The sequence below is a fragment of the Arthrobacter sp. SAFR-023 genome (genome assembly GCF_051965295.1).
Lineage (GTDB): Bacteria > Actinomycetota > Actinomycetes > Actinomycetales > Micrococcaceae > Arthrobacter.
In genome coordinates, this window is the sequence record NZ_JBQCMF010000007.1 from 90,329 (window position 1) to 109,198 (window position 18,870).

Below are 18,870 nucleotides of genomic sequence, written 5' to 3' on the forward strand. Positions count from 1 at the left end.
AACATGGCAAAGCTCATTCTGACCCACGAAGTAACCGGTCTCGGTGCTGCTGGCGACGTTGTCGAGGTCAAGGACGGTTACGCACGTAACTACCTGCTGCCCCGCGGTTTCGCCCTGACCTGGTCGAAGGGTGGCGAGAAGCAGGTTGAGTCCATCAAGGCTGCCCGCGTCGCCCGCGAGCACGCTTCCCTGGAAGATGCTCAGAAGCAGGCCGCCGCTCTGTCCGCCAAGCCGGTCAAGCTGGTTGTCAAGGCCGGCGAAAGCGGCCGCCTGTTCGGCACGGTCAAGCAGGCCGACGTCGCCGACGCTGTTGAGGCCGCAGGCCTTGGCCGCATCGACAAGCGCAAGGTTGAACTGCCGGCTCACATCAAGTCGGTCGGTTCCTACCAGGCCAACGTCCGTCTGCACGACGACGTTGCCGCTGTGATCGAACTCGACGTAGTCGCAGGCAAGTAGCAGGTCCGGCATTTGCCGGATCTACTACGCAGTCCTGAACTGCTGACGGCCCCCGCCGTCGGATTCCTCCGGGAACCCGACGGCGGGGGCTTCGTCATTTCCGGCGGTTTGTGCCGGCTGCCTATTCCTGGTGCAGGACCGTGGTGCAGTAGCGGTAGCCGAGGCTGATCAGCTCGGCAAGCACGGCTTCGTCGACGTCGGCCAGCTTGTTGACATAGAGGCAGCCGGCGCCGGTCTTGTGCTTGCCCAGACGCTCGAGGAGCATGGCCGACTCCGGCGCATTTGTCAGGCCGTAGAGCGAGAGGCTGGCCTTGCGGGGCGAGAACCCCACCGCTGCGGTGTCCCCTTCGCGCCCGGTGGCGTACTTGTAGTGCACCCTGCCGAATCCGACGATGGTGGGGCCCCACATCTCAGGTTCCTGGCCCGTCAGTTCTGCCATGAGGGTACGCAGCCGCAGGGCGTCCTGCAGGCGCACCGGGTGCTCCACAGCAGCGATGAACTCGTCCGCAGAAACCCCGGTCACCTGTGTCTTGTTTTCCGCCATGGACGCAGTGTACTGGGCGGCCGACGGGGTGGCGGAATAAAAGGCGGACCTGTCCGGTTGAGCGGATAGATGCAAATGCATATATAGCGCCAAACAGAGGAGACCGCCATGGAGACCCGCCGCATCACTGTTCTGTCCGCCGGACTGGGAGTGCCGTCGTCGAGCCGTCTGCTGGCCGACCAGCTGGCCGCCGCCGCCACACGGGAGCTGGCTGCCGCCGGCTACGAGGTGGTCATCGACGTCGTGGAGCTCCGCGATCTGGCTGTGGACATTGCCAACAACTTCGTCACGGGTTTTGCCCCGCCCCGGCTGGCAGAGGTGATCGCCGGCGTCGAGGCCTCTGACGGCATCATTGCGGTCTCACCGGTGTTCAGTGCGTCCTACAGCGGGTTGTTCAAGTCGTTCATCGACGTCCTGGACCCCAAATCACTGGACGGCAAAGCGGCCCTCCTGGGGGCCACCGGCGGAACGGACCGTCACCAGATGGTCCTCGACCACGCCATGCGCCCGCTCTTTAGCTACCTCCGCACGCGGACGGCCGCCACGGCCGTCTTCGCCGGGCCCCAGGACTGGGGAAACACGGATGACGGCGGCACTCCACTTTCGGTGCGGATCGAACGGGCCGCGGCCGAGTTCAGCCGTCTCCTGGAGGGGGGCCAGCCGGGCCGCAAACCGGCCCTGCTGGAGTCGCTGCCCTTTGAACAGCTGCTGGCCGGGATCTCAGCCGGCCAGTAACGCGAACTAATCACAGCACCTGCTCGTTGTGCCGGGCATGAAATGTCCCATTGATTCTTCAGACCTGGTCATGAGCGAACGCAGCGGCGTGGAAATCGACTACTGCCCGCAGTGCCGGGGTGTGTGGCTGGACCGCGGCGAACTGGACAAAATCATCGACCGCGTCAACACCGGGGCGCCGGCGGCACCAGCGGCGCCCGTTCCCCCTGCACCTGCGTCACCTGCGCCTGGCATGGCGCCTCCGCCGCTGTACCGCAACTATGAACCACGGCGTGACGAGCCGCGGCGGGACCATCCGCGCTACGACGACCGGAACTACGGCAAGGGCTACGACCGCGACTATGACCGCCGCCGGCACAAGAAGAAGGAAGGCTGGCTGGGCGACCTGTTCGACTTCTGAGTAGCGCCCGGCCGGGCAGCCGGCGGTAGTTAGTCGTCCAGCAGGGCGATAAATTCGCGCGCCTGTTTCAGCGTGATGTCGGAATGCCGGGTCAGCGCATTGGCAGCTGCTTCGGTATTGCCGCTCTTGGCGAGTGTGCGGATGCGGCCGTAGATCTCGTCATTGAGCATGTTGCTGCTGACCTCCCGGGTGACATCGCCTTTGCTGGCTATGGCCCGGTACCTGTACGGGAACCGCTGCGGTGGCTCGTCGTCGTCCTCGGGTTCGCTGGGTTCCTGGGCCGGTGACTGGAAAGGCTGCGGGTGGGCTGCCAGCGCCGCCACTGCGTCCCGTGATGCGCGCAGTCCCTGCCCTGATACCTCGTAGTACAGCTTGATCGCAGCCATGGCCTGGCCCTGGGCGATGAGCGCGTACAGCCGCCGGTGTTCATCCTCGGACAGCTTGGCTGCCGCTTCCCTTGCCAGCTCTGCGGACTCCACAGGCGGTTTGGCCGGCTCCCTGGCAGTGCGCCGGCGGTGGCCCAGCGCACGGGCTGTGAGGGCCACGGCCACAGCAACGGCCACGAGGATCAGGAAGGGGATCAGGAGCGATTCCATGGTTACAGCCGATCTACATATTGCTTGGCGGTCAAAAGGTTGGAGTGGGTGGCCTGGCGCAGAAGCCTTATGGCCTGGAGCTTCTGACCGTTGCGCACCAATGCCTGCAGCTGCAGCGCCAGCTCCGGGTTCAGCGTGGCCCCGGTCGCCAGTGCCGCAGGGTAGGAGCCGTGCGGGTAGTCAGCATGATGGCCGGGATCCTGGGCGGGGTGTCCAAGCGGAAGTGTCTGGCGATGGTCATGCTGCTGAATCTGCTGTTGCCGGTTCTGGCTGGGCAGGGCCGCAGCCTCCAAGCGTGCCCGGGCCGTCATGGCTGCCTGAACCTGGGCCGCATAGTGGGCCTGGGAACGCCTTGCCAGATCCAGCTGGTAGCGGTCCGCGTCGGACATGCCCCATCACGCGGCTTCAATGCCGTTGCGAGAGCCCAGAGGGTTGCGGCGAGGATAAGGGCAGGAACCAAGACTGTCAGAACGTCGCCCATACCTAGAGCTTAACGCCAGATCCGCGTTATCCACAGCATATGCCCGGCTGCGCATGGTGCACTCCGCACGTGATGCTGGCGATGACCTCGGACGGCAAGATTCCTCCGGGCGGCATGCATCCGGGAACGGACGGGGACATATGCCGGTGATCCGTATCACAAAGTGGGAATGTGGAGGGGAAAAAGGCCTTCTGACACTCGAATTACCGGCCGGTATCCCCAGCGGACGCCTCCGGCTGTGGATGAAGGTATATGCAAAACTTTAATTCGTCCACAGGAAAATCTGAATGTTTCCGCAGGTCAGCCCGCATATATGCCGAAAAGAAAATTTCTATCCACAGCTTCCCCCACAGGCTGTGCACAAGCAGCAGTACGTTGTGCACACGTTATCCACAGAGGTGCGGAACCGCGGGCTTTGTGAGTGGGCAGGCGGGCGCTAACGTAGCGGAGACACCCCATTCGGGTGAGTTTTCACTTCCGGCCTGCAGGCCGGGGCCAGCGGACTGCCGGGCTCCGGGTGATTAGTGCTGCCCTGTGGAAAACCTGTGGATGAGGCGTCGCCGGGGTTCAGTAGCCCGGACCAAAAAAATGTCAGGGCCTGCTGGTGTAGTTGCATTAGCCCGGGCAGCAGTTTTTGCTGCGCGGCACACCCGCGGCACACGGCACACGCGCCGCAGTCCTCCTGCACGGACTGCGGACACAATGGAGGACGGCAGCTTTGTCAGTTACGCACCTGGACTCAATCGAAGGTACCCGCGAATCCGAAGGCAGCCGCAAACCTCCCCAGGACATCCCCGCCGAGCAGTCCGTCCTGGGCGGCATGATGCTCTCCAAGGACGCCATTGCGGACGTGGTTGAGATCCTGCGTGGGCAGGACTTCTACCGCCCCGCCCACGAAACCATCTATGAGGCCGTCATCGACCTCTACGGCCGCGGAGAACCCGCAGATGCCGTCACGGTGTCCGATGAGCTGACCAAGCGCGGCGAGATCAACCGGATCGGTGGACCGGCCTACCTCCATGAGCTCATTCAGACGGTACCCACGGCCGCGAATGCAGGCTACTACGCCGAGATCGTGGCCGAGCGCGCCGTGCTCCGGCGGCTGGTCAATGCCGGTACCAAGATCGTGCAGCTCGGCTACGGCCAGGACGGCGAAGTCGAAGACCTGGTCAACCAGGCCCAGGCGGAGGTCTACGCAGTCGCCGAGCGGCGCACCGCGGAAGACTACGTCGTCCTGAAGGACGTCATGGAGTCCACCGTGGATGAGATCGAGGCATCCGGCCACCGCGGCGAAGGCATGGTGGGCGTTCCCACCGGCTTCTACGAGCTGGACGAGTTGACGCACGGGCTGCATCCGGGCCAGATGATCGTCATTGCCGCCCGGCCCGCCGTGGGTAAGTCCACCTTCGCGCTGGACTTTGCCCGCTCGGCCGCCATTAAGAACAACCTCGCCACGGTGATGTTCTCCCTCGAAATGGGCCGCAACGAGATCGCCATGCGCCTCCTTTCGGCCGAGGCCACGATCGGCCTGCAGGACCTCCGCAAGGGCACCATCAAGGACGAGCAGTGGTCCAAGATCGCCACCACCATGGGGCGCATGAATGATGCTCCGCTGTTTATTGACGACAGCCCCAACATGTCCCTTATGGAGATCCGCGCAAAGTGCCGCCGCCTCAAGCAGCAGCACGATCTCAAGCTTGTGATCCTCGACTACCTTCAGCTGATGAGCTCGGGGAAGAAGGTGGAGTCCCGCCAGCAGGAAGTCTCCGAGTTCTCGCGTGCGCTGAAGCTGCTGGCCAAGGAACTTCAGGTCCCCGTCATTGCACTGTCGCAGCTGAACCGTGGTTCTGAGCAGCGCCAGGACAAGCGGCCAATGGTCTCTGACTTGCGTGAATCGGGGTCCATCGAGCAGGACGCCGACATGGTGATCCTGCTGCACCGTGAAGACGTCTACGACAAAGAGTCCCCGCGTGCCGGCGAGGCGGACATCCTCATTGCCAAGCACCGCAACGGCCCCACCAAGGACATTGTTGTGGCCTTCCAGGGCCACTATTCGCGGTTCGCCAACATGGCGGGGGATGCCGGAGGCGGCGGCGGCTTCTAGGCTGCCGCTGCTAGTGCGGCTGTGACTGCAGCAGGTGGTTGGGGAGCCTGTTCCCCGGGGCCGCCGCCCTGATCTCCAGGAGCTTCCGGGCATGGGCGTGGAGCCGCTTGTCCTCCTCGGACACGGGCGTCCATGCGGGGATGGGGACCGAAGTGCCCTCGGCGTCGCGGGCAACCATCACGGTGAGGCAGTACGTGGTCAGGTTCAGTTCACGGCCCTTGGGGTCCCCGGAACGGACGTGTACGGCAATGTGCATGCCCTTGGTGCCCGTGTAGACCAGCCGGGCCTCCACTTCCACCACGTGGCCAATCAGCAGCGGCCGGTAGAACCGGACCCCGCCGGAGAAGACCGCCACCGTGTCCCGGCCGCAGTAGCGTGAGGCGCACACATATGCGGCCTCATCGATCCATTTCATGACGATCCCGCCATGGACTTTCCCGCCCCAGTTCACGTCCGTGGGCGCCGCCATAAACCGCAAGACGACGCGCTCGGCGGTGCCGGCATCGGTATATTCCTGGGCGCTCATGGCTTCGACGATCTGTTCCCGGATACCGATCCGCGCCAGGGCATGGTCCTGCTGTTCCAGTTCTTCCGCCGTTATGGGCTCGAACTGCTGTACCGGGATGGGTTTCCCGTCCTCGCCAACCGCCACAAAAATCACCATGCACTGGCTCCGCATGGTGGCCGGCCCGCCTTTCGGGTCCCCGGAGGAGACCACCGTCCGGATATGCATGGAGGAGCGGCCCGTGTAGACGATGGTGGCGGTGACCTCCACCATGTCGCCAACGTTCACCGGGTCGGCGAAGTGGATGTTCCCTACGTAAGCGGTGACACAGTACGACTTGGCCCAGCCGACGGCGGCCGCATAGGCCGCCTTGTCCACCCACTCGAGCACCGTTCCGGCGTCAACGGATCCGCTGTGGCCCACGTCCATGGGGGCGGCAAGGAAGCGGAGGGTTACTGAGTTGGCGGCAGTCTCGCTCATGGTCGCAGTTTACTGACCGCAGTCCTCGGGGCAGATCCCGGCCTTCACAAACGCGCTCCCGCGCGCCATAAGCCCGGGAAGCCTGCCCTCCGACGTCATGAAGGGGCAGTTATTCCCAGCACTATTAATAATGATTATCATTAGTGTCATGTTGTCGAAGCGACCTGTTCTTCCTGCCCGAACCACCACCCGCCGGCGCGGCCGCCCCATCCCGTCATTCGCCACGCCCTTCGCGCCGCCGTTCACAAGACCGCACGCAGTCCGGTTGGCGGCGGCCTCTGCGGCTGCCCTCCTCCTGTCCGGCTGCGGGGGGAGCCCCGGTCAGGAGGCGGCCGAAAGTTCTGCCGGCACTTCCAACGTCGAGACCGCAGAACCCGCGGAACTTCGCGCCCCCAAACCACGCCTCGCGTACAGCTACGAGGGCGGCATCGGAGTGCTGGACGCCGGGACCCTCGAGCCCGTGGCGGAGGTCGAACTGGGCGGCTACAACCGCATCAGCCCGGCCGGGGACGGCCGCCACGTCCTGGTGGCAGCGGATGACTCGTTCCGCGTCCTCGACGCCGGAGTCTGGACCGAGCGGCACGGCGACCACGGCCACTCCTATGCCGCCCAGCCCACGCTGACGGATTACGCGTTCGAGGCGAGCAAGCCCGGCCATGTGGTGCGGCACGCCGGAAGAACTGTCCTGTTCAGCGACGGGTCCGGCAAGGTGGAGTCCTTTGAGTCCGCTGCCCTCGGAGAATTGCCGGAACACGGCCTTCCGGAGACAGTTACCTACACGGCACCCGCGGCCCACCACGGCGTAGCGGTGGAGCTGGAGGACGGGAAGCTGCTGGTAACCGTGGGCGACGAGAACGCCCGCAACGCCGTGGCCCTCCTCGGGCAGGCCGCGGGCTCGGGCAGCAAGGAGACGGGTCCGGACCGCAGGGAGATTCTCCGCAGCCAGAGCTGCCCCGGTGTCCATGGCGAGGCAGTGGCTGGCGAGAACACCGTGGTCTTCGGATGCGAGAACGGGATGCTGGTTTTCAAGGATGGCAGGTTCTCCAAGATCTCCGGTCCTGACGCCTATGGCCGGATGGGCAACCAGGCAGGTTCACCGGCGTCGCCCGTGGTGCTCGGCGACTACAAGGTGGACAAAGACGCGGTCCTGGAGCGGCCCACCAGGATTTCGCTGGTGAATACGGACACGAAGGCCCTGAAGCTGGTGGAGCTCGGCACGAGCTATTCGTTCCGGTCACTGGGGCGCGGGCCGGCCGGGGAGGCTCTGGTGCTCGGCACCGACGGCGCGCTGCACGTCCTCAACGCGGCGACGGGCGCCACCGTGTCCACGATCCCCGTGGTTGCCGCGTGGCAGGAGCCAGAGGCGTGGCAGGACCCCCGGCCAGCCCTGTACGTCCAGGGCTCCACCGCCTATGTAACCGAGCCGGCAACGGGGCAACTTCACGCCGTCGACCTGAAGGCGGGCAAGACCGCCCGCACGGCTACTCTGGCTCACACGCCGGATGAACTGACGGGTGTCACCGGCTGACCAACTGAGCGGCTGAACCAGAACAACCCGACAAGAAAGCGCAATTAACAGCAAAACGACGGCGGCCGCCCACCGTGCACCGAAGTGCCGGGGGAGCGGCCGCCGTCGTCGCTTCCTAACAGTCACCGCTCTGGAGCGGTGACTCGTTCAGGGAAGGTTACGCGAGAACCTTGAGCTTGGAGTTGCTGCGGCCGAACAGGGCTGCGTCCGCCGAGAGGCGGCCAGCTCCTGCGAGGGCGATGGCCGCTGCCGCGGCTGCGAGCAGGAGAACCAGCTCGTAGCCGCCGTCGGCGACGAAGACTCCGGCCGAGGCGTGGACCAGGAAGAGGGCGCCGAGCATGTCCAGGGCGAGCAGGGCGGCGAAGACGCGTGTCAGCACGCCGAGGATGAGGGCGATGCCGCCCACGAGCTCCAGGGTGGCGACGACCGGGGCGGCGACCTCAGCGGCCGGAACCCCCATCTTGGCGAAGGATGCCTGCGTCCCGGCGATGGTGAACTCGCTGAACTTCTGCCAGCCGTGCGCGGCGAAGAGGAATCCCGTGATGACTCGCAGGATCGTCAGGGCTGTGGTGGTCTGGGTGGACTGGTTCATGGAGATTCTCACCGTTCGGTTCGATTGGGGGTTGTCTCTTTTGGGCACGCGCTCCGGAGCGCGTCCGGCGATGCTTCCCTTCCACTGTCCCGAAGTTTTGTTGAAGTGTCAACTAATGTGTCACGTTTATCTTTTTTTCGGCGGCTAGGCTGAGATGGTGCCCCCATCGCCTTCCGCCGCCGTTTCCACCCCAAAGCCCGACAGCCACGGCCGGGAAATCCTCCGGCTTGCCGTTCCTGCCTTCGGCGCGCTGATTGCCGAACCGCTCTTTCTGCTGGCCGACTCGGCCATTGTGGGGCACCTGGGTGTTGCCCAGCTGGCCGGCGTGGGGCTGGCCTCGGCGGTGCTGCATACCGCGGTAGGGCTGATGGTCTTCTTGGCGTACTCCACCACCCCTGCCGTGGCGCGGGCAGTGGGGGATGGCCAGATCGGAAGGGCACTTGCCGCCGGGCGCGACGGCGTCTGGCTGGCCTTGCTACTCGGGACTGCGTTGGCGCTGGCCGGCTTCCTCGCCGCCGAGCCGCTGATCGGGCTCATGGGGCCGAGCCCGGAAATCCGCACCTTCACCCGTCGACTACCTGCGGTGGTCCATGCCCGGGCTGGTCGCGATGCTGCTGATCTTCGCCGGTACGGGCGTGCTAAGGGGGCTGCAGGACACCCGGACACCATTGGTGGTTGCCACGGCGGGATTCACGCTGAACATCGTGCTGAATTTGGTGCTGGTCTACGGCCTCGGGCTGTCCGTCGTCGGGTCTGCGGTGGGAACCAGCATCGCGCAGTGGGCCATGGCCGCGGTGTATCTGGTGATGGTGCAGCGCAACGCCCGTCACCACGGTGTCAGCCTGCTGCCCGACTGGCACGGGATCCGGGCCATGACCAGGGTGGGCTCCTGGCTCATGCTGCGCACCCTGAGCCTCCGCATCGCCATCCTCGCCACCGTGCTCGTGGTCACGGCCCAGGGTGCAGTGAACCTGGCTGCCCATCAGCTCGCCATGACAGTCTTCACCTTCCTCGCCTTCGCACTGGACGCCCTGGCCATCGCCGCACAGGCGCTGATCGGCAAGGAGTTGGGAGCCTCCAACCCCGGCAAGGCGCGCATCATGACCCGGACCATGATCCGCTGGGGTATCGGCTTTGGTGTGGCCACCGGCGTGCTGCTCGCCGTGGCGGCGCCTTTCGCCGGGGCCCTCTTCACGCCCGACGCCGGCGTCCAGTCGGTCCTGACCGCGGCACTGTTGGTACTGGCCGCGGGCCAGCCCCTGGCAGGGTACGTGTTCGTCCTCGACGGGGTGCTGATCGGGGCCGGCGACGCGAAGTATCTGGCGATTGCCGGCGTCGTAAATCTTGCTGTGTACCTTCCGCTGCTGCTGGCGGTGCCGCTCGCCGGGGCCGGCGGCGCGGCGGCGCTCGTTTGGGTGTGGGTGGCCTTTTCGCTGGGCTACATGTGCGCCCGCGGCCTGACCTTGGGGCTGCGGGCCAGGACAGACCGCTGGATGGTGCTCGGCTCGTAGCCTGCGGCCCGGATTCGCCCGTTCAGGCCGACGCACTAAACTGGAGCGGTGACTTCCCCCGCTGCCCCTGCTGAATCCGACGTGCCCTCCCCTCTGGCGGAGCTGTGGAAACCCGCCCTGCTCCGGGCCGCCGCCGCACTGGCGTTTGGTGCCGTGACCGTGTTCTGGGCGGCTCCTTCGGTGACCGGGATGTCGCTCGCGGGCGGGGCGTACCTGCTGGCCACCGGCCTGATCCTGCTGTGGGGCATTCCGCTGACCGGGTTTCGCCGCGAGGTGCCTGCCGGCCGTATTCTTTCCGCCGCGGGAGCTGCCCTGACCGGCGCCGGCGTGGCCCTGCTGTTCCTGCAGGGCAGCCTGGTGTTCGCCGTTGTTGGCGCTGTGGGGCTGGCCGTGGCGTCGGGGGCCGAACTGTACCTGGGCATCCGGTTCCGTGGGCGGCATGTCCTGGCCCGCGACTGGCTGGCATCGGGAATCATCGGGCTGGGCACGGCCGGGGCCCTTCCGTTCTTTGTGGGGCTTGGTCCGCACGCGCTGCTGGGCGTTGCGGGCGGCGGCGCCATCATCTCGGGCGTCCTCTGGATTCTCGCAGGCCTCTCGCTCCGGCACGATGCGCGGGCGGCCGCGTCAAAGGCCGTAAACTAGTACCAAGGGTTCTACTCCTTGTAGAACAGCCTTTGGCTACCAATACCTTCAAGACCAGCACACAGCACAGCGGGCAGGCCGCATCGCGCCGCCCGCACGGGAGGAATCACCTTGGCACACCAGAAACCAGGCGAACCGCGCAATCTGCGGACCTCGGTCAAGGGACCCCTGATGTTCTCCGCCTTCTGGGCTGTGGTGGCGTTCTTCGCGGTGCTGATCTTTGCCTCCGGCGGCAGCGCCCGGTCGCCGCGGTTCGACCTGGCCTTCATTGCCGCCGGCATCGCCTTCATTGTCACCCTCGTCATCGCGGCGATGCTGTCCATGAGCTACAAGGATAACGCCGCGCACCTGGGTAAAGGCTCCGGCGTGAACCTGAGCTCGGCCCGCAAGTCCTCCCCGGGACATGGCGGCCACGGGACTCACGGAACCCAGAGTGAGGGAACCCAGCACCGTTCGGATGCCTCGGGCGCTGGTACGGCCGGAACCGGTGAGCCCGGGCCCGACGGCGGGGCCTCCTAACGCCCTTCCCCCGGCGGGCCTTACTCCCCGGTGGCGCGGCGCGCACGGTAGGCCGCGACGTGCGCGCGGTTGGCGCAGTTTCCGGTGTCGCAGTACCGCTTGGACCGGTTGCGGCTGAGGTCAAGGACCGCCGCGTCGCAGTCATCGGCCGCGCACACGAGCATGCGGTCCATCTCCTTGCTGCGGATCACGTCCACCAGCGCCATGGCGGCTTCGGTGCCCAGCCTGTCCGCCAGCGGGGCATCGTGCGTGGTGGCATGCAGGTGCCAGTCCCATTGGTCGTGCTTGAGGAGCTGGGGGAGTGCGTGGGCTTCCCGCAGGAGCCGGTTCACAGTGGCCACGGCTGCATCCTCGTCCGCGGTCCATAAAGCTGTCAGTTCTGAGCGGAGTGCGTGGACGGCGGCCAGTTCGGCGGCGTCGTGGGTGCGGGAGCCGATAAAGCCCTCCTGCCGGAGGAACTCGTCGAGGTCCTCCACCGTGGCCAGGCTTTCCTCGCCGTTGGCGGCAGAGTTGATGAGGTTCACCACGAAGCGCAGTGAGAGTTCTGTGTCAGGGGCAAAAACCACCTTGACTCCTTACGGTGCGGGGCGTAGTGTCAGGACCAATACCCCACTTTACTCCTGACGGGAGACCTCCGTGTCCGCACCGATCCGCCGCGCCAACACAGCGCTGATTTCTCCGGCTACGGCTACGGCCACGGCTCCCGCCGCGGCCGGGGCCTCGCCAAAGGCCTCCGGCTTCCTTGCGTCAGGACTGGGCATCGCCCTCTTTTCGTCAGCCGTCTTCGGGCTCTCCGGCTCCTTTGCCAAATCACTCCTGGAAACCGGATGGACACCCGGGGCAGCCGTCACGGCCCGGCTGACAGCGGCCGCACTCATCCTCGCAATCCCTGCTGTCCTGGCGCTTCGCGGGCGCTGGAGCCAGCTGCCGTCCAACTGGGTCACGATCGTGCTGTTTGGCCTGATCGGTGTGGCTGCCTGCCAGCTGTTCTACTTCAACGCCGTGGCCCGGCTGTCCGTTGGTGTGGCCCTCCTGCTCGAATACCTCGCTCCGGTGTTGATCGTCCTGTGGCTCTGGGTGGCCAGCCGGAAGCGGCCCCGCCCCCTGACAATTGCGGGGACGCTGCTGTCCCTGGGTGGCCTTATCCTCGTGCTGGACCTCACCGGCTCGGTAAAGGTCGACGCCGTCGGTGTGTTCTGGGGCCTCGCCGCTGCCGTCTGCCTGGCCATGTACTTCTTCATCACGGCCAAGCAGAATGACACTCTGCCGCCCATCGTTCTGGCGTCGGGCGGGCTTCTGGTGGGGGCAGCGGTGATGTGGCTGACGGCAGCTACGGGACTCCTGCCCATGGCCATCAGCACGGCCGACACCGAGCTCGGTCCGTGGACAACCCCCTGGTGGGTTCCGCTCGGCGGACTCGTGCTGCTGGCCACCGTGCTGGCCTACGTCTCAGGAATCGTGGCCGCGCGCGCACTCGGCTCCAAAGTGGCCTCGTTCGTGTCCCTCACTGAGGTCCTGTTCGCCGTGATCTGGGCCTGGCTGTTGCTTGGTGAACTGCCCGGCCCCATCCAGCTCCTCGGCGGCGTGCTGATTGTCGGCGGGGTCTTGTTCGTCCGGCTGGATGAGCTCCGGGGAGCCAAAGCGGGGGACCAAGCAAAGGTGAACGGACCGCTTGACCACGCGAACGACGTCGAACCCGTCCCCTGAGTCTTCAAAGTTCAGTAGCTAACCGCTTAAATGCCGGAGGGCCGGACGCATGCTGCGTCCGGCCCTCCGGTGCGTTCCCGGTCTAGCCTTGGGAAGCTTCAGTCTGCTGCTGGGCGTTGCGGGTTGCCTGCTGGCCCGCCTCTTCCAGGGCGCGTGCCACCCTCTCGAGGGCCGGAAGGTGGTTGCTCCTCCAGTCGTCGCGGAACCTGTCAGCGTCCGGGCCCCTCCAGTCGACGCCGTCGAGCTGATTGTTCAGCTGGTTCTTCTGGTTCTGGATGTCATTCGAACCAGCGGTGAGCCTGGTACCCAGGTTCCGCAGCGCTTCAACATCTGCACCCAACAAAGCCATGACGTATCTCCTTTAATCAACGGACCCGATCCAGTCGGCATCCCCCGTGGCCTCCGGCTCGTCCGGAAGATCCATTGCCTCAAACCTATCCTTAGCCCAGAACGGGGTCGATGGGCAGCACTCCCCATGCAGTCCTCCCCATGGGCCGTGCCCTCAGGGGCGGGGCGAAAGGGTCGATCCTCGGCGCTCCAGAGCCTAGCATGGGGGTATGTGCCGGAATATCCGTACCCTCCACAACTACGAACCGCACGCTACGTCCGAGGAGATCCACGCCGCAGCGCTGCAGTACGTGCGCAAGGTGAGCGGCAGCACCAAGCCGTCGAAGGCGAATGAGGAGGCGTTCGAGCGCGCCGTGCACGAGATAGCCCACGTGACCCAGCACCTGCTCGACGCCCTCGTTACCCACGCTCCCGCCAAGGACCGCGACGAGGAAGCCGCCAAGGCGAAGGCCCGCTCGGCCATCCGCTTCGGTACCGCCTAGGTCCGGGGCACTACCTGCCGAAGCGGCGAAGCCTGAGCGAGTTGGCCACCACCAGCACGGAACTCGCTGCCATGGCCACCCCTGCGATCATCGGATTGAGCAGGCCGAGGGCCGCCAGGGGAATGCCCATCGCGTTGTAAAAGAAGGCCCAGAACAGGTTGGTCTTGATGGTGGCCAGGGTGCGGCGGGACAGCTCGATGGCGGTGGCCACCTGCCCCAGGTCGTTGCCCATCACGGTCAGGTCGGCGGCTTCGATCGCCACGTCTGTGCCGGAGCCCATCGCGATGCCCAGATCGGCCTGCGCCAGGGCGGCGGCGTCGTTCACGCCGTCTCCCGCCATGGCCACGGTCGCGCCGCCGGCTTGCAGCCGGCGGACTGCGTCCACCTTGCCTTCGGGCAGGACGCCGGCGAAAACATCGTCCGCGGCGATTCCGACGGCGGCGGCCACCTGCGCTGCGACGGCGGTGTTGTCGCCGGTGAGCAGCATGGGCCGCAGGCCCAGGGCCTTGAACCGCGCGACGGCCACCGCCGATCCCGCCTTGACCGTATCCCGCAGTTCGACGATGCCGGCAGCCTCGCCGTCCACCGCCAGCCAGATGGCTGTGGCGCCGGACTGTTCGGCGGCGCGGAGCGCCTGGTCCTGTGCCGGCGTGGGCTCCACGCCGTTGTCCCGTAGCCACCCGCTCCGGCCGGCGACCACGAGCCGGCCCTCCACGGTGCCCACCACTCCTCCGCCGGGTGCGGACCGGAAGCCGACGACGGCGGGCAGGCCGGCGTCGTCGTCCGCTTCCCTGCCGCTGTGGCTGGTGTGCGACGGCTGCCCCATGGCGGGCACGGCGGACCGTGCGGCGGCGGTGATCGCGGCGGCGATCGGATGCTCCGACGCCGACTCGACCGCACCGGCCAGCCGCAGGACTTCCGCCTCGCTGAACGGGGCGAATGCCACGGTGGCCTCGACGGAGAGCTGGCCGCTGGTCACGGTTCCGGTCTTGTCCAGGAGGACGGTGTCCACCGTGCGGGTGTCTTCCAGGACCTGCGGACCCTTGATGAGAATGCCCAGCTGCGCGCCGCGGCCGGTGCCGGTGAGGAGGCCCACGGGCGTGGCCAGGCCGAGGGCGCAGGGGCAGGCGATGACCAGCACAGCCACCGCGGCCGTGAAGGCCGCGCGGAGCTCCGGCCCGGTGATCTCCTGTCCTGCGGCGAGCAGCCAGCCGGCGAACGTGAGGAGGGCGATGGCCAGGACCACCGGCACGAATACTGCGCTGATGCGGTCAGCAAGCCGGGCGATGGGCGCTTTTCGGGTCTGCGCCTGGGAAACGAGCCGCCCCATCTGGGCCAGGGTGGTTTCCGCGCCGACACGGGTGGCCCGGACAAGCACCCGGCCGGACGTGTTGATGGTGGCACCTGTGACAGGGCTGCCCGGACCCACGTCCACCGGCACTGATTCGCCGGTGACCAGGGAGGCATCCACCGCCGAGGCGCCGTCCACCACCACGCCGTCGGTGGCGATCTTCTCGCCCGGGCGGACCACGATCAGGTCCCCGACAGCCAGCCGGCTTGCCGGGATCTTCACCTCGACGCCGTCCTGCAGGACGGTGGCGTCCTTGGCTCCCAGGTCCAAGAGGGCCCTGAGCGCGTCACCGGCCTTCGCCTTGGCGTTCGCCTCCAGGAACCGGCCCAGCAGAAGGAACGTGGTGACCACGCTGGCCACCTCGAAGTACAGGCCGCCGGCACCCGCGCCACCCATCTGCTCCATGCCGGGGTGTTCGGTCAGGCGCGGATCGGCGAGGAGTTGCCAGGCGGAAAACAGGTAGGCAGCGATGACTCCGAGCGATACCAGCGTGTCCATGGTGGAGGCGAGGTGGCGGGCGTTGATGGCGGCCGCCTTGTGGAACGGCCACGCAGCCCAGCTGACCACCGGCAGCGCCAGGGCACCCGCCACCCAGCCCCAGTTGGGGAACTGGAAAGCCGGGAACATCGAGATGAGGAACACCGACACGGCCAGGACCGCCGCGACGAGCAGGCGCGGCTTCAGCTCTGATGCCCTGCCGCCGTGCGCCATATGGTCTTCGTGATGCGGGGCGACGTCGGCCGCGGTGTGGCCGTGGTCCTCCTCGATGACCGTTCTAATCCTCGCCTTGTAGCCGGCGGAGGCTACCTGGTCTGTGATCTGTTGGTCCGTGATGCCGGCCGGGACGGTCACGTGCGCTGTTTCCAGGGGGAGGTTGACGGTGGCCTCGACGCCGTCGAGCTTGGCGAGCTTCTTTTCAACCCGGTTCACGCACGACGCGCAGGTCATGCCCTCGACGTCGAGTTCGATCACCCGGCTGGCGGAGCCTGCGGAAAGGTGTTCGGTGCCCATGACTGGTCCTTCTCTGGTGGTGCTCGATCTTGGCCGTGCTCGGTACGAATGGGAGGCGCGTCAGGCCTCGTTGGCCACCACCAGGTAGCCCGCCTCGGCCACTGCCTCGCCGATTTCGGAGGGGGAGAGCTTCTGCGTGGAGGTAATGGTGACGGTCGAAACGCCGCCGGCGTTGAGGTCGATGTCGATTTCCTCGACGCCGGCCAGCGCCTCGAGCTCCTCGCTGACGGCCGATACGCAGTGCCCGCAGGTCATGCCGGAGACGTGGACTTTGGTGGAGATGGTACTCATTGCTGGCTCCTAGTTGGTGCGATAACGGGGTTGGTCGGCTGGGGGTGGTGGTTTGCGGCTAGCGCAGCAGGCGCCCGATGGCACCCGCCGCCTCCTTGACCTTGAGGTCGATGGCTTCAGCCCGCAGGTCAGGATCAGGCTCGGAGGCCGCCCCGACAACGCAGTGGCCAATGTGTTCTTCCACGAGGCCGAGGCTGACGGCGTGCAGGGCCTTGGTCACGGCCGCGACCTGCGTCAGGATGTCGATGCAGTATTTGTCTTCCTCAACCATCCGGGCAATGCCACGGACCTGTCCCTCGATCCGCCGGAGCCGGCGCAGGTACGCATCCTTGTCCGCCGTGTAGCCGTGCTGCGGGGCCTCTGCAATCGCTTCTTCGTTAGGCGCTGCCGGCGTCTGTCCTTCGGAAGTTTCCATGCCCTCAAGTTATACCCCTAGGGGGTATCAGTCAAGGGTGATGCGGCAGGTCAACGCGGATGCGGAAAGTGAGCGCGCGGGCAAGACCGGGGTTATAGGACAAAACGTGTGTATGGGAGGGGCTTGCTTCCCAGTCACCGCGCGCGAATTCCGGGGTAGCTAAGCTTTTGAAGCTTAGGGTGGCTGGGGTGCTTGCATATCTCTGGAGTGTTTGATTTGTGGTCGCGGGCTGGTTCGGAACGGGAAAACAGCTGCGGGTAAGCAGCGGTACCGGTGCCTGGAGTGCGGGGCGAGTCGTTCGGGTGAGCGTCCTGATGTGAGCCGACGGGCGGAATTGGACGCGTTTCTCGAATGGCTGCTGGGCACATCGAACCAGTCAGCAGCGACCTCCTTCGGCACTGCAAGGTCCTTCCGGCGCCGCACCGAGTGGTGCTGGAACATCGCCCCCGAGATCCCGGTCACCGGCGAGATCCACGACCAGATTCAGGTCGATGGGATCTACGTGGGCTCGTGGTGCTGTTTGATAGCTGTCGCCGGGGAGTACGTGCTCGGATGGCAGTGGTGCGACACCGAAAAGAAGGCCGCGTGGGCTGCCCTGCTCGCCCGGTTCCCGGCGCCCAGCGTCGTGATTACCGATGGCGGCTCCGGAATCGCAGCAGCCCTGTCCGAGTGCTGGAGTGAGACCGCGGTTCAGCGCTGCCTGGTGCACGTCCAACGGAATGTCCGTACCTACTTGACTGGGCGGCCCAGAACTGAGGCGGGCAAGGCGTTGCTGCGGCTCGGGCGGGCACTGACGAGGACCACCACAGCGGCCGAAGCCGCCGCGTGGCTAGGCGGGCTGAATGATTGGCACCAGGGCTACGGGCACCTCGTTATTGCCAGAACCTACCGGAACGGCAGTGCCGTCGTGCCGGGATGGGTGCGACCTGCGCGCTGAGTTCGCAGGCCTTCAGATCGCATCGACTACCAACCGCATTGAAGGGGGCACCAACGCCCAACTCCGGCTGCTGCTGCGGGCACACCGGGGAATGAGCGAAGAACACCGTAAACGCGCGATCGAGTGGTACCTCTATCTCCACAGCGAACAGCCCCTGCCACCGGCCAAACTGATCGGCGCCCGGCACTATCGTCCGGGCAAGACCAAAGCCACGACACCGACAGAACAGGAGCCAGGGCCGGAGCTTTACAGCGCCGGCCTCACCGCCGACGAGGGCCTCTGGCACCGAAAAGGCTGGGCAGGACGTTCATGACACACCCGAGATTTACACACGTTTTGTCCTATAACCCCAAGACCGCTTGTGCCCTCGGAGGTTTTTGGGCAACAAAAAAGCCCCGGAGCGCGTTATTGGGGGATACGCACTCCGGAGCAGTCTTTGGGCGGGCCTGCGGCGGCCTGCCTGATCAGCTTACTTGCCGGTAGCCATGTTGGCCACCACCTCGAATAACTACTTTCGCTTTACTTTTCCACCTTTGTCTTGGGCGGCTGCTGGCTACTCGGCCCTGTCCTGGTGTGCGGCCATCCGGAACGGGACCACCAACACGGGGCGGCTTTGGTGGTGGGTGAGCCATGCGGCCACGGAGCCGTTCAGGAGTTCAGTGATCCGGTGCCCGAAGCCGCGCTCCGGCGTGCCCACAATGATCATGGGGGCATTGACCTCGGAGGCCAGCCTGCCGAGGGCCCGTGCGGGATCCCCGGCAAGCGTGCGCAAGGTCCACGCCGGCCCTCCGTCCTGCAGGGCCGAGCCGATGGCCGACTTCAGTTCCGTCGTCACGGAACGGATGTCGTCGTCGTCCCTGTCGGGATGCAGCGAAAGCCGGTGCGCAGAGCGCGCGGGATCCCACTCAACCAGGTAGCTTGCTTCGTCCACGTAGGCGCACAGCAGCGGGGCGGACAGCTTTTGGGCCAGAGTGACCGCGGTCTTGAGGACCTCCGGATGCTGACCGGGGACCATGCCCACGAGGAGGGGAGGCGGCCCGCTGAAATGCTCTGCATCCATAATCAATTGTGTGCCTGCGGCGTCAGGAAAGACCATAGCCACAGCCCCTTCGGCCCAGCTCAGCGAAGGTTTTTGGCCCTGCGGCACGGGTGCTGTCCCGCGGAGAAGAGTGTTGATTTTCCCTTGAATCCCGGCCGTGGCGAGCCTAGCGTGGAGACGTAGAAAGGCGGCGTCC

At 66.1% G+C, this 18,870-nt stretch carries 22 protein-coding genes and 2 pseudogenes; 13 read left to right on the forward strand and 11 right to left on the reverse strand.

Annotated elements, in window-relative coordinates:
- Positions 1-3 precede the first annotated feature (3 nt).
- Positions 4-456, forward strand: a complete 453-nt coding sequence (gene rplI, locus ACTHQX_RS09410; RefSeq protein ID WP_236805912.1) for a 50S ribosomal protein L9 — start codon at positions 4-6, stop codon at positions 454-456.
- Between the two features lie 121 nt (positions 457-577).
- Here rplI and ACTHQX_RS09415 read toward each other — a convergent pair whose 3' ends face one another.
- Positions 578-1,000 carry a DUF1801 domain-containing protein gene (locus ACTHQX_RS09415; RefSeq protein WP_440157093.1) on the reverse strand — a complete coding sequence of 141 codons (423 nt, stop codon included), beginning with the start codon at positions 998-1,000 and terminating at the stop codon, positions 578-580.
- A 108-nt stretch (positions 1,001-1,108) separates the two neighbouring features.
- Here ACTHQX_RS09415 and ACTHQX_RS09420 point away from each other — a divergent pair, with 108 nt between their 5' ends.
- Both ACTHQX_RS09420 and ACTHQX_RS09425 read left to right on the forward strand, forming a co-directional pair.
- Positions 1,109-1,735: an FMN reductase gene (locus ACTHQX_RS09420; protein ID WP_440157095.1), complete on the forward strand. Its 627-nt coding sequence runs from the start codon at positions 1,109-1,111 to the stop codon at positions 1,733-1,735.
- Between the two features lie 37 nt (positions 1,736-1,772).
- On the forward strand, positions 1,773-2,135 hold the full coding sequence (locus ACTHQX_RS09425; protein ID WP_440157097.1) for a zf-TFIIB domain-containing protein: 363 nt from the start codon (positions 1,773-1,775) through the stop codon (positions 2,133-2,135).
- Positions 2,136-2,164: 29 nt separating this feature from the next.
- Here the strand turns inward: ACTHQX_RS09425 and ACTHQX_RS09430 are convergent, their stop codons facing one another.
- On the reverse strand, positions 2,165-2,731 hold the full coding sequence (locus ACTHQX_RS09430) for a hypothetical protein (protein WP_440157099.1): 567 nt from the start codon (positions 2,729-2,731) through the stop codon (positions 2,165-2,167).
- A gap of 2 nt (positions 2,732-2,733) precedes the next feature.
- Positions 2,734-3,120 carry a hypothetical protein gene (locus ACTHQX_RS09435; RefSeq protein WP_440157101.1) on the reverse strand — a complete coding sequence of 129 codons (387 nt, stop codon included), beginning with the start codon at positions 3,118-3,120 and terminating at the stop codon, positions 2,734-2,736.
- Between the two features lie 810 nt (positions 3,121-3,930).
- On the opposite strand from ACTHQX_RS09435, the gene dnaB reads away from it, so the two are divergent.
- Positions 3,931-5,316: a replicative DNA helicase gene (dnaB, locus tag ACTHQX_RS09440; RefSeq protein ID WP_236805906.1), complete on the forward strand. Its 1,386-nt coding sequence runs from the start codon at positions 3,931-3,933 to the stop codon at positions 5,314-5,316.
- Between the two features lie 10 nt (positions 5,317-5,326).
- Here the strand turns inward: dnaB and ACTHQX_RS09445 are convergent, their stop codons facing one another.
- Positions 5,327-6,301, reverse strand: a complete 975-nt coding sequence (locus tag ACTHQX_RS09445; RefSeq protein ID WP_440157103.1) for an acyl-CoA thioesterase — start codon at positions 6,299-6,301, stop codon at positions 5,327-5,329.
- Between the two features lie 148 nt (positions 6,302-6,449).
- On the opposite strand from ACTHQX_RS09445, the gene aztD reads away from it, so the two are divergent.
- On the forward strand, positions 6,450-7,829 hold the full coding sequence (gene aztD / locus ACTHQX_RS09450; protein ID WP_440157105.1) for a zinc metallochaperone AztD: 1,380 nt from the start codon (positions 6,450-6,452) through the stop codon (positions 7,827-7,829).
- A gap of 157 nt (positions 7,830-7,986) precedes the next feature.
- Here the strand turns inward: aztD and ACTHQX_RS09455 are convergent, their stop codons facing one another.
- Positions 7,987-8,421, reverse strand: coding sequence for a DoxX family protein (locus ACTHQX_RS09455; protein ID WP_440157107.1), 435 nt, complete (start codon positions 8,419-8,421; stop codon positions 7,987-7,989).
- A 154-nt stretch (positions 8,422-8,575) separates the two neighbouring features.
- On the opposite strand from ACTHQX_RS09455, the pseudogene ACTHQX_RS09460 reads away from it, so the two are divergent.
- The 3 genes and pseudogenes from ACTHQX_RS09460 to ACTHQX_RS09470 all read left to right on the forward strand — a co-directional run bounded on the left by ACTHQX_RS09460 (position 8,576) and on the right by ACTHQX_RS09470 (position 11,093).
- Positions 8,576-9,932, forward strand: a pseudogene (locus ACTHQX_RS09460) (MATE family efflux transporter).
- Between the two features lie 48 nt (positions 9,933-9,980).
- Positions 9,981-10,574 carry a hypothetical protein gene (locus ACTHQX_RS09465; protein ID WP_440157109.1) on the forward strand — a complete coding sequence of 198 codons (594 nt, stop codon included), beginning with the start codon at positions 9,981-9,983 and terminating at the stop codon, positions 10,572-10,574.
- 111 nt (positions 10,575-10,685) lie between these two features.
- Positions 10,686-11,093, forward strand: coding sequence for a hypothetical protein (locus ACTHQX_RS09470; protein WP_440157111.1), 408 nt, complete (start codon positions 10,686-10,688; stop codon positions 11,091-11,093).
- Between the two features lie 20 nt (positions 11,094-11,113).
- Here the strand turns inward: ACTHQX_RS09470 and ACTHQX_RS09475 are convergent, their stop codons facing one another.
- On the reverse strand, positions 11,114-11,659 hold the full coding sequence (locus ACTHQX_RS09475) for a CGNR zinc finger domain-containing protein (RefSeq protein ID WP_440157113.1): 546 nt from the start codon (positions 11,657-11,659) through the stop codon (positions 11,114-11,116).
- 106 nt (positions 11,660-11,765) lie between these two features.
- Here ACTHQX_RS09475 and ACTHQX_RS09480 point away from each other — a divergent pair, with 106 nt between their 5' ends.
- Positions 11,766-12,800 carry an EamA family transporter gene (locus tag ACTHQX_RS09480; RefSeq protein ID WP_440157270.1) on the forward strand — a complete coding sequence of 345 codons (1,035 nt, stop codon included), beginning with the start codon at positions 11,766-11,768 and terminating at the stop codon, positions 12,798-12,800.
- Positions 12,801-12,882: 82 nt separating this feature from the next.
- Here the strand turns inward: ACTHQX_RS09480 and ACTHQX_RS09485 are convergent, their stop codons facing one another.
- On the reverse strand, positions 12,883-13,149 hold the full coding sequence (locus tag ACTHQX_RS09485; protein WP_236805898.1) for a WXG100 family type VII secretion target: 267 nt from the start codon (positions 13,147-13,149) through the stop codon (positions 12,883-12,885).
- A 208-nt stretch (positions 13,150-13,357) separates the two neighbouring features.
- On the opposite strand from ACTHQX_RS09485, the gene ACTHQX_RS09490 reads away from it, so the two are divergent.
- Complete coding sequence (locus tag ACTHQX_RS09490; RefSeq protein WP_190602887.1) at positions 13,358-13,630, forward strand: DUF2277 domain-containing protein; 273 nt, start codon at positions 13,358-13,360, stop codon at positions 13,628-13,630.
- A gap of 10 nt (positions 13,631-13,640) precedes the next feature.
- On the opposite strand, the gene ACTHQX_RS09495 is transcribed toward ACTHQX_RS09490, so the two are convergent.
- The 3 genes from ACTHQX_RS09495 to ACTHQX_RS09505 are packed head-to-tail and all read right to left on the reverse strand — an operon-like array spanning position 13,641 to position 16,698.
- Positions 13,641-15,992: a heavy metal translocating P-type ATPase gene (locus ACTHQX_RS09495; protein ID WP_440157114.1), complete on the reverse strand. Its 2,352-nt coding sequence runs from the start codon at positions 15,990-15,992 to the stop codon at positions 13,641-13,643.
- Between the two features lie 60 nt (positions 15,993-16,052).
- On the reverse strand, positions 16,053-16,283 hold the full coding sequence (locus ACTHQX_RS09500) for a heavy-metal-associated domain-containing protein (protein ID WP_003799993.1): 231 nt from the start codon (positions 16,281-16,283) through the stop codon (positions 16,053-16,055).
- A 58-nt stretch (positions 16,284-16,341) separates the two neighbouring features.
- Complete coding sequence (locus tag ACTHQX_RS09505; protein WP_236805895.1) at positions 16,342-16,698, reverse strand: metal-sensitive transcriptional regulator; 357 nt, start codon at positions 16,696-16,698, stop codon at positions 16,342-16,344.
- Positions 16,699-16,909: 211 nt separating this feature from the next.
- On the opposite strand from ACTHQX_RS09505, the pseudogene ACTHQX_RS09510 reads away from it, so the two are divergent.
- From ACTHQX_RS09510 to ACTHQX_RS09520, 3 genes and pseudogenes are all read left to right on the forward strand, one after another.
- Positions 16,910-16,981: pseudogene (locus tag ACTHQX_RS09510) on the forward strand (IS1/IS1595 family N-terminal zinc-binding domain-containing protein); the annotation flags it as partial.
- A gap of 33 nt (positions 16,982-17,014) precedes the next feature.
- Positions 17,015-17,635, forward strand: coding sequence for a transposase (locus tag ACTHQX_RS09515; RefSeq protein ID WP_440157272.1), 621 nt, complete (start codon positions 17,015-17,017; stop codon positions 17,633-17,635).
- Between the two features lie 91 nt (positions 17,636-17,726).
- Positions 17,727-17,948: a hypothetical protein gene (locus ACTHQX_RS09520; protein WP_440157116.1), complete on the forward strand. Its 222-nt coding sequence runs from the start codon at positions 17,727-17,729 to the stop codon at positions 17,946-17,948.
- A 240-nt stretch (positions 17,949-18,188) separates the two neighbouring features.
- On the opposite strand, the gene ACTHQX_RS09525 is transcribed toward ACTHQX_RS09520, so the two are convergent.
- Complete coding sequence (locus tag ACTHQX_RS09525) at positions 18,189-18,695, reverse strand: universal stress protein (RefSeq protein WP_236805893.1); 507 nt, start codon at positions 18,693-18,695, stop codon at positions 18,189-18,191.
- Positions 18,696-18,870: the final 175 nt, after the last annotated feature.

What these genes read in the sequence shown, in the direction of transcription:
- rplI (WP_236805912.1), top strand. Translation starts at nt 4, where the DNA reads ATGGCAAAGCTCATTCTGACCCACGAAGTAACCGGTCTCGGTGCTGCT.
- ACTHQX_RS09415 (WP_440157093.1), bottom strand. Translation starts at nt 1,000, where the DNA reads ATGGCGGAAAACAAGACACAGGTGACCGGGGTTTCTGCGGACGAGTTC.
- ACTHQX_RS09420 (WP_440157095.1), top strand. Translation starts at nt 1,109, where the DNA reads ATGGAGACCCGCCGCATCACTGTTCTGTCCGCCGGACTGGGAGTGCCG.
- ACTHQX_RS09425 (WP_440157097.1), top strand. Translation starts at nt 1,773, where the DNA reads ATGAAATGTCCCATTGATTCTTCAGACCTGGTCATGAGCGAACGCAGC.
- ACTHQX_RS09430 (WP_440157099.1), bottom strand. Translation starts at nt 2,731, where the DNA reads ATGGAATCGCTCCTGATCCCCTTCCTGATCCTCGTGGCCGTTGCTGTG.
- ACTHQX_RS09435 (WP_440157101.1), bottom strand. Translation starts at nt 3,120, where the DNA reads ATGTCCGACGCGGACCGCTACCAGCTGGATCTGGCAAGGCGTTCCCAG.
- ACTHQX_RS09445 (WP_440157103.1), bottom strand. Translation starts at nt 6,301, where the DNA reads ATGAGCGAGACTGCCGCCAACTCAGTAACCCTCCGCTTCCTTGCCGCC.
- aztD (WP_440157105.1), top strand. Translation starts at nt 6,450, where the DNA reads ATGTTGTCGAAGCGACCTGTTCTTCCTGCCCGAACCACCACCCGCCGG.
- ACTHQX_RS09455 (WP_440157107.1), bottom strand. Translation starts at nt 8,421, where the DNA reads ATGAACCAGTCCACCCAGACCACCACAGCCCTGACGATCCTGCGAGTC.
- ACTHQX_RS09485 (WP_236805898.1), bottom strand. Translation starts at nt 13,149, where the DNA reads ATGGCTTTGTTGGGTGCAGATGTTGAAGCGCTGCGGAACCTGGGTACC.
- ACTHQX_RS09490 (WP_190602887.1), top strand. Translation starts at nt 13,358, where the DNA reads ATGTGCCGGAATATCCGTACCCTCCACAACTACGAACCGCACGCTACG.
- ACTHQX_RS09495 (WP_440157114.1), bottom strand. Translation starts at nt 15,992, where the DNA reads ATGGGCACCGAACACCTTTCCGCAGGCTCCGCCAGCCGGGTGATCGAA.
- ACTHQX_RS09500 (WP_003799993.1), bottom strand. Translation starts at nt 16,283, where the DNA reads ATGAGTACCATCTCCACCAAAGTCCACGTCTCCGGCATGACCTGCGGG.
- ACTHQX_RS09505 (WP_236805895.1), bottom strand. Translation starts at nt 16,698, where the DNA reads ATGGAAACTTCCGAAGGACAGACGCCGGCAGCGCCTAACGAAGAAGCG.
- ACTHQX_RS09520 (WP_440157116.1), top strand. Translation starts at nt 17,727, where the DNA reads ATGAGCGAAGAACACCGTAAACGCGCGATCGAGTGGTACCTCTATCTC.
- ACTHQX_RS09525 (WP_236805893.1), bottom strand. Translation starts at nt 18,695, where the DNA reads ATGGATGCAGAGCATTTCAGCGGGCCGCCTCCCCTCCTCGTGGGCATG.